The sequence below is a fragment of the Methylobacterium symbioticum genome (assembly GCF_902141845.1).
In the GTDB taxonomy this organism is placed as follows: domain Bacteria; phylum Pseudomonadota; class Alphaproteobacteria; order Rhizobiales; family Beijerinckiaceae; genus Methylobacterium; species Methylobacterium symbioticum.
In genome coordinates, this window is sequence record NZ_CABFPH010000177.1 from 1 (window position 1) to 6,806 (window position 6,806).

Sequence of the window (6,806 nt, forward strand, 5' to 3'; positions counted from 1 at the left end):
GGGCGGCCGGGCGGCGCGGCGGCAGCGGCACCTCGACCGTCTCGGTCGGGGCCGGCGCGGCGGCGGCCTGAAGCTGCGGGGTGAGGGTCGGAGCGTAGGACAGGGCGGTGCCCGCGGCGGCGAGGTTCGGATCGGCGGCAGCGGGCGCGCCGGTGAACAGGCTCGCCATGGCGCTCGCCGAGGCCGCGACCGGGGCCACCACGGCGGCGACCTCGGTGGAGACGCCCTGGCGCTTGGCCGCGTAGTAGTAGCCGCGGTTGTAGTAGCTATAGGCCTGGGACAGGTTGCCCCGCGCGGTCTTGTAGGCGCCGGCGAGGTAGGCGACGCCGTAGCGCAGATTGACCTCGGGATCGTAGAGGCCGGCGGCATCGCCGGTGTAGCCGAGGCTCTTGGCCGTCGCGTGCTTGATCTGCATCAGGCCGAGCGCGCTGCCGCCCTTGGCGCGGGGATTGTAGTTGCTCTCCCGCTTCACCACCGCGTGGACGAAGCTCGCGGGCACGCCGTTCGCCTTGGCCTGCTGCTCGATCAGCGCGTCGATGTTGTCGCGCGCGCCCGGCTGCTGGGCGAGAGCCGCGGCCGGCGCGGCCGCGAGGGCGGCGGCGAGGATGAGGCGTTGCATTCGAGACCCGGCTTGTTCTTGGTCGGGTCTTGGTCGTGGCGAAATGAGGCCGGAAAGCGGCCCCTCCGCGTCTGCCTGTGGGCGGCCCGCTCACGGCCACGCTCTTGTGCCCCCGGCGCAACAGACCGGCGCGGCCGCGTTTCGGCTGTGTTTCCTGGAGCGCTCTCCGCCGAAGTGGATGCCGGTTCGGCGAAAGAGAGCGCGTCAAAACAGCGGCTCTAGGCGAGGATCAGCTCCGCCACGGCCCGGGCGAAGCCGTCCGCGTCGTTGGAGGCGGTCACCGCGCGGGCGGCGGCCTTCACCGGGGCCTCGGCATTGCCCATCGCCACCGAGAGCCCGCTGCGGGAAAACATCGCCCGGTCGTTGCCGGCATCCCCGAAGGTGGCGATGCGCGATTCGGGGATGCCGAGATGCCCGGCCATCCAGGCGACGAAGCCGCCCTTGTCCCGGCCGGGCGGGGTCACGTCGAGATAGTAGGGCTGCGAGCGGTGGACATGGGCCGCGGGCCCGAGGGCCGCGGCGAGGTCCGGCTCCTCGGCGGCCAGACGGGCGTGGTCGCGGCCGACGCCCACGAGCTTCGAGGCGGCGCCCAGGAGCGCGTCGAGATCCGCCCGCACCCGCGGCTCGGCCTGGAGGGTGCGCCGCTCAAGGTCGGTATACGGCGCCTCCGGGTCGCGCAGCCACCAGGCGCCTTGCGCGAACACCCAGAGATCGAGCCCGGCCGCGCCGATGCGGCGAGCCGCCTCGCGGGCGGCCTCCTCCGGGATCAGCTGCGCGTCGAGCACCGTGAGGTCGGGGGCGACCACGCTCGCCCCGTTGAAGGCGCCCATCGGCAGATGGAGGCCGAGCGGCTCGACCAGCGCCGCCAATCCGACCGGCGGGCGAGACGAGGCGACCGTGAAGCCGATCCCCGCCGCCCCGAGCCGCCTCACGGCGGCGATGGTGGCCGGGGTCAGGCGCTTGTCGCCGGTCACGAGGGTGCCGTCGACGTCCGAGATCACGAGGTCGATCCTGCCGGGGGCGGCGCTCATGACGGGCTGCCCGCCCGCACGGCCGAGACCACGGCCGCGGCGATCTGGTCCGGCGGCTCTGCGACGCCGACGATGATCGGGTTCTCGTCCGGCCCCGGCGGCTCCAGGGCGGCGAACTGGCTGTCGAGCAGGGCCGGCGGCATGAAATGGCCCGCCCGCTGGGCGAGCCGCGCCGCGATCAGCGTGCGGCTCCCTTCCAGATAGACGATCCGCACCGCCGGGTGGCCGCCGGTGATCGTGTCGCGGTAGCGCCGCCGAAGCCCCGAGCAGACCATCACCGCGGGCGCGGACGCCGCCACCCGCGCGGCGATCCAGGCGGCGATCCGGGCGAGCCAGGGCGCGCGGTCGGCGTCGTCGAGGGGGATGCCGGCCTGCATCTTGGCGACGGATTCGGCGCTGTGGAAGTCGTCGCCGTCGGCGAAGGTCCAGCCCAGGCGCCCCGCCACCAGGGCGGCGACCGTGCTCTTGCCGCAGCCGGAGACGCCCATCACCACGAGCACCAGCGGCGGCACGGAAACGGTCGGATCTGGCGGCACGGCGTCTCCTCCGGTCGCCATCATTCCTAGGGCGGCGGCGCGGCTGTGCCAGCCGTGCCGGCCGACAGGGCCAGCGCCGCGTCCACCTCCGGCCCGCGCCCGTGCTCGCGCAGCATCGCGGCGATGTGCGGGCGCGCCGTGAGCTGGCGGGCGTGGAGCCGCCGTACCGCCGGGGTCAGCGGGTCCGTCCGGCCGAGCCGCGCGTCGGCGAAGGCGGTCATGCGGGTGTTCGGCCAGGCGGGCTCGCGCAGCGCGTGCAGGCGGGACACCAGGGCGTCGGCCGAGGCCTCGGGATCGGCCGACGCGAACAGGATCAGCAGCGCCGCGGTCGAGCGCGACAGGCCGTAATGGCAGTGGACGAGGAGATGGGCCGCGCCGTCGAGATCGCGCCCGAAGGCGAGGATGCGGTCGATGTCGGCGGGCTCGGGCGGCACCAGGCCGGCCCCCGCCTCCAGGCAATCGTGGAAATGCAGCGTGGTGCGGTGATGCGCGCCGTAGGCTGCGAAGGCTGCGGGCTCCGGGGTGCCGGGATCGAGCAGCGACAGGACGTGGCTGATGCCGCGCGTGCCGTGGCCGGAGAGCTCCTCCAGGCCGCAGACGGTGTGGAGGGTGACGGCGGGCGTCTCGGTCGAGGTCGGGGTCATGGCCGGGGCTAGCACGGACGCTCCCGGCTTTCGAGACCGGGGCCGGACGTGATAGGGCCGCGCGGGTTCGCGGGAATCGTGAGGGCCCGGGATCGCTTCGCCGCCCGTCCCCGTTCCCTCGCGGGCTGACCAAGCCGGTGCCGGACAACGAGGTGGCATGACGACCTTGCAGAGACGCGCCCTTCTCGCGGCCGGACTCGGTGCCGCGGGGACCCTGAGCGCCCCGGCGATCGCGCAAGGGGCACCGGAGCTGCGCTGGCGCCTGTCCTCGGCCTACGCCAAGACTCTCGACATCCTGTTCGGCGGTCCGGAGACCCTCGCCCGCCTCGTGGCCGAGGGGACCGACGGACGCTTCCAGATCCAGCCGCTCGGACCCGGCGAGCCGGTGCCGCCGGAGGGGCTGATCGACGCGGTCGCCAGCGGCGCGGTCGAGATGGGCCACGGCCCCGCCTCGCTGGGCACCGCCAAGGATCCGGCCTTCGCGCTCGCCACCGCCATGCCCTTCGGCCTCAACGCGCGCGGGCAGAACGCGTGGTGGAACGCGGGCGGCGCGGCCGACCTCTTCGGCGAGGTCTTCGCCAAGCACGGCCTCGTGGCGCTGCCCGCCGGCAATACGGGCGCGCAGATGGGCGGCTGGTTCCGCAAGGAGATCAAGACGGCCGCCGACCTGCAGGGCCTGAAGATGCGCATCGGCGGCCTGGGCGGACAGGTGCTCGCCAAGTTCGGCGTCGTCCCGCAGGCGCTGTCGGGGGCGGAGATCTACCCGGCCCTGGAGGGCAAGCGCCTCGACGCCGCCGAGTGGATCGGCCCCTATGACGACGAGCGTCTCGGCCTCCAGAAGGTCGCGCCGATCTACCACTATCCCGGCTTCTGGGAGGGGGGCGCCATGCTCCATCTCTGGATCAACGCCGAGAAGTGGAAGGCCCTGCCCAAGGCCTACCGCGCGGTGCTCGCGGGCGCGGCGGCCCAGGTCGGCGCCGAGATCCAGGCGCGCTACGACGCGCGCAACCCGCAGGCGCTGCGCCGCCTCGTGGCCGGCGGGGCGCAGCTGCGCCCCTTCCCGCAGGACGTGATGGAGACGGCGCTCAAGCACGCCAACGATGTCTACGCGGAGATCGCGGCCAAGAGTCCCGACTTCCGCCGCATCTACGAGGCGGTCAAGACCTTCCGGAACGAGGAATATCTCTGGTTCCAGGTGGCGGAATACACCTACGACAACTTCATGATCCGGGCGCGCGCCCGGGGATGAAGCCGCGAATGCAACCCAGAAAAAAGGCCACTCCCGGAGGAGCGGCCCGAAGTCTAGGGAGGAAACGCCCATAGAGGGCAGCGGGAACGCGACGCCATCGCGGTCCCGCGATGCACAATCTGAACCTTGTCCGCGGAATTGCAAGGGCATTGGGGCAGCATCGCTGTCGTTCCGGGTGCGTTTGGACACATCGGTATGGCGCTGTCTCCAAAATGTCGCAGCCGGACGGCCCCGATCCCTGACGAAGGCGGCCTCGGACGAAGACGACCGAGGATGAACGGCGGCAGCCGCCCGATCTGCGATTCGCGAGGTCAGTCTTCGCCCGGCCCTACGGCCAAGCTTCTTCCTGCCGTGACTTGTCCGGACAGCCCGCACCCGCCGCGAAAGCGCTCGGCCCCGCGCGCTCATCGGGCCGCGCCTCCCGGATGCCGCGCCGGCATCCCCTTCGGCGGAGCGCGCTCTAGCTCCCCGCCGGGCGGATCTCCCGCCCGAGGGGGCGGGCGATGGCAATCCAGGGCGGGCGGATCCGGGTCTTGAGGGAGGCGGAGCCGCGTCCGGAGGGGGCCTACGTGCTCTACCTGCTGCAGCAGGCGAACCGCGCCCACTACAACCCGGCCCTCGAACTCGCCATCGAGGAGGCCAACCGCCTCGGCCTGCCGGTGGTCGCCTGTTTCGGCCTCCTCGACGGCGCCAACGGCTTCCCGGAGGCCAATGCCCGGCACTACGCCTTCCTGCTCCAGGGGCTTGCCGACGCGGCCGCGGGCCTTGCCAAGCGCGGCGTCGGCTTCGTGATGCGCAAGGCCTCGCCGGCCGAGATCGCGATCGATCTGGCCCGGGACGCCGCCCTGCTGGTCCTCGATCGCGGCTACCTCGCCATCCAGAAGCGCTGGTACCGGGAGATCGCGCGGGCCGTCGACACCCGCATCCTCCAGGTCGAGGGCGACGTGGTGGTGCCGGTCGAGGCGGCCTCCGCCAAGCACGAGCACGCCGCCCGCACCCTGCGGCCGAAGCTGCACCGGATCTGGGACGACTATCTCGAACCGCTCTCAGGCCGCCGGGTGAAGCACCGGGCCGACGGGCTCGGGCTTTCGAGCGCGATCGACATCTCCGATCCCGAGGCGGTGCTCGCCGGCATGACCCTCGACCGCTCGGTGCCGCCGGTGACGCGCTTCCGCGGCGGCGAAAGCGCGGCGCGGGCGCGGCTCAAGGCCTTCCTCGCCGACGGGCTCGCGGGCTATGGCGGCGACCGCAACCGCCCGGAGGCGGGCGCGGCCTCGCATCTGAGCCCCTACCTGCATTTCGGACAGATCTCGCCGGTGGAGATCGCCCTCGCCGTGCGCGCGGCGAAGGCGGCCGCGGACACGGACCGGGCCTCCTACCTGGAGGAGCTGATCGTGCGCCGCGAGCTCGCGATGAACCACGTCCACTACACGGAACGCTACGAGTCCTACGCGCACGCCGTGCCCGAATGGGCCCGCAAGACGCTGGCCGAGCACGCCGACGACCCCCGCCCCCACCGCTACAGCGAGGCCGACCTCGCCGCGGGGCGGACGCACGATCCCTACTGGAACGCCGCCCAGGCCGAGATGCGCGAGACCGGCTACATGCACAACCACCTGCGCATGTATTGGGGCAAGAAGATCCTCGAATGGTCGCCCTCGCCGGAGGCGGGCTTCGCGCGGACGCTGCGGCTCAACAACCGCTACTTCCTCGACGGGCGCGACGCGAACTCCTTCACCAACGTCGCCTGGGTCTACGGCCTGCACGACCGGCCCTGGGCCCGGCGCAAGGTCTTCGGCACCGTGCGCTACCAGAGCGAGAACTCGCTGAGGAAGTTCGATGCCAAGGCCTATGTGAAGGCGGTGGAGCGGCTCTGCGCGGCGGAAGGGCGGCCGCTGCCGCAGGACGCTTCCGTGCTACAGCGGCCGTGAGGACGACGGCTCGCATCCGTCGGACCGCGCAGGGATCGGGGGGATCGGTGGAGGCAGGCGCGCAACGCGACGCGGATCTCGCGCGGCTGATCCGGGCCGTGGCCGGCGGCGACCGCGTGGCCCTGCGCGGGCTCTACGAGGCCACCGCCCCGAAACTTCTCGGGATCCTCCTCCGTATCCTGCGGGATCAGGGCGCGGCCGAGGATGCGCTGCAGGAGGTGTTCGTGCGTGTCTGGCAGCGGGCAGACAGTTACGATCCGGGATCCGGCGCGGCGTTCGCCTGGCTCGCCGCGATCGCGCGGCACCGGGCGATCGACGGGGTGCGCCAGCGGAAGGCCGCGCGTCTGGACGCCCCCGACGAGGGCTGGCTGGAGCGTCTGGCCGATGACCGGGACGGGGAGGCCGATCTCGCCCGGCGCGACGCCCTGGCCCGTTGCCTCGACGCGGTGGACGGCCCTCAGCGCGACTGCCTCGTGCTCGCCTATTGCGAGGGCTGGTCCCGGGAGGAGCTGGCCGCGCGCCACGACCGGCCCGTCAACACGATCAAGACCTGGCTGCGCCGGGGCCTGACCAGCCTGCGCGGCTGCCTGGAGGGCGCATGAGCGGCGATGCGGGCGCCCCGCCCTTCTGGGCCGAGGATCCGGACGGCGCGGCCGGCGAATACGTCCTCGGCACCCTCGACGCGGCGGAGCGCGCCGCCTTCGCCCGGGCCCTGGAGCGGGACGCCGCCCTGCGCGCCGCCGTCGCGGCCTGGGAGGCCAGGCTCGCGCCGCTCGCCGCGGCGGCACCTGCGGTC

7 protein-coding genes and 1 pseudogene are annotated in these 6,806 nt (G+C 73.2%); 4 read left to right on the forward strand and 4 right to left on the reverse strand.

Annotation, left to right across the window (positions count from 1 at the left end):
- The 4 genes from MET9862_RS27990 to MET9862_RS28005 form a co-directional block, all read right to left on the reverse strand.
- A partial coding sequence (locus tag MET9862_RS27990; protein WP_142586175.1) for a lytic transglycosylase domain-containing protein occupies positions 1 to 619 on the reverse strand: 619 nt, incomplete at its 3' end.
- A 218-nt stretch (positions 620 to 837) separates the two neighbouring features.
- Positions 838 to 1,650 carry a Cof-type HAD-IIB family hydrolase gene (locus tag MET9862_RS27995; RefSeq protein WP_142586176.1) on the reverse strand — a complete coding sequence of 271 codons (813 nt, stop codon included), beginning with the start codon at positions 1,648 to 1,650 and terminating at the stop codon, positions 838 to 840.
- Positions 1,647 to 2,210: a gluconokinase gene (locus MET9862_RS28000; protein ID WP_438616661.1), complete on the reverse strand. Its 564-nt coding sequence runs from the start codon at positions 2,208 to 2,210 to the stop codon at positions 1,647 to 1,649. The genes MET9862_RS27995 and MET9862_RS28000 overlap by 4 nt, the downstream gene beginning before the upstream one ends.
- 2 nt (positions 2,211 to 2,212) lie before the next feature.
- Positions 2,213 to 2,830: a tyrosine phosphatase family protein gene (locus MET9862_RS28005; protein ID WP_142586181.1), complete on the reverse strand. Its 618-nt coding sequence runs from the start codon at positions 2,828 to 2,830 to the stop codon at positions 2,213 to 2,215.
- Positions 2,831 to 2,987: 157 nt separating this feature from the next.
- On the opposite strand from MET9862_RS28005, the gene MET9862_RS28010 reads away from it, so the two are divergent.
- From MET9862_RS28010 to MET9862_RS28025, 4 genes and pseudogenes are all read left to right on the forward strand, one after another.
- Positions 2,988 to 4,079: a TRAP transporter substrate-binding protein gene (locus MET9862_RS28010; RefSeq protein ID WP_142586178.1), complete on the forward strand. Its 1,092-nt coding sequence runs from the start codon at positions 2,988 to 2,990 to the stop codon at positions 4,077 to 4,079.
- A gap of 503 nt (positions 4,080 to 4,582) precedes the next feature.
- The gene (locus tag MET9862_RS28015) at positions 4,583 to 6,010 is read left to right on the forward strand and encodes a deoxyribodipyrimidine photo-lyase (protein ID WP_142586179.1); all 1,428 of its coding nucleotides are present in this window, start codon (positions 4,583 to 4,585) and stop codon (positions 6,008 to 6,010) included.
- A 47-nt stretch (positions 6,011 to 6,057) separates the two neighbouring features.
- Positions 6,058 to 6,612, forward strand: coding sequence for a sigma-70 family RNA polymerase sigma factor (locus MET9862_RS28020; protein ID WP_142586180.1), 555 nt, complete (start codon positions 6,058 to 6,060; stop codon positions 6,610 to 6,612).
- Positions 6,609 to 6,806 (forward strand): annotated as a pseudogene (locus MET9862_RS28025) (hypothetical protein); the annotation flags it as partial. The gene MET9862_RS28020 and the pseudogene MET9862_RS28025, both read left to right, overlap by 4 nt.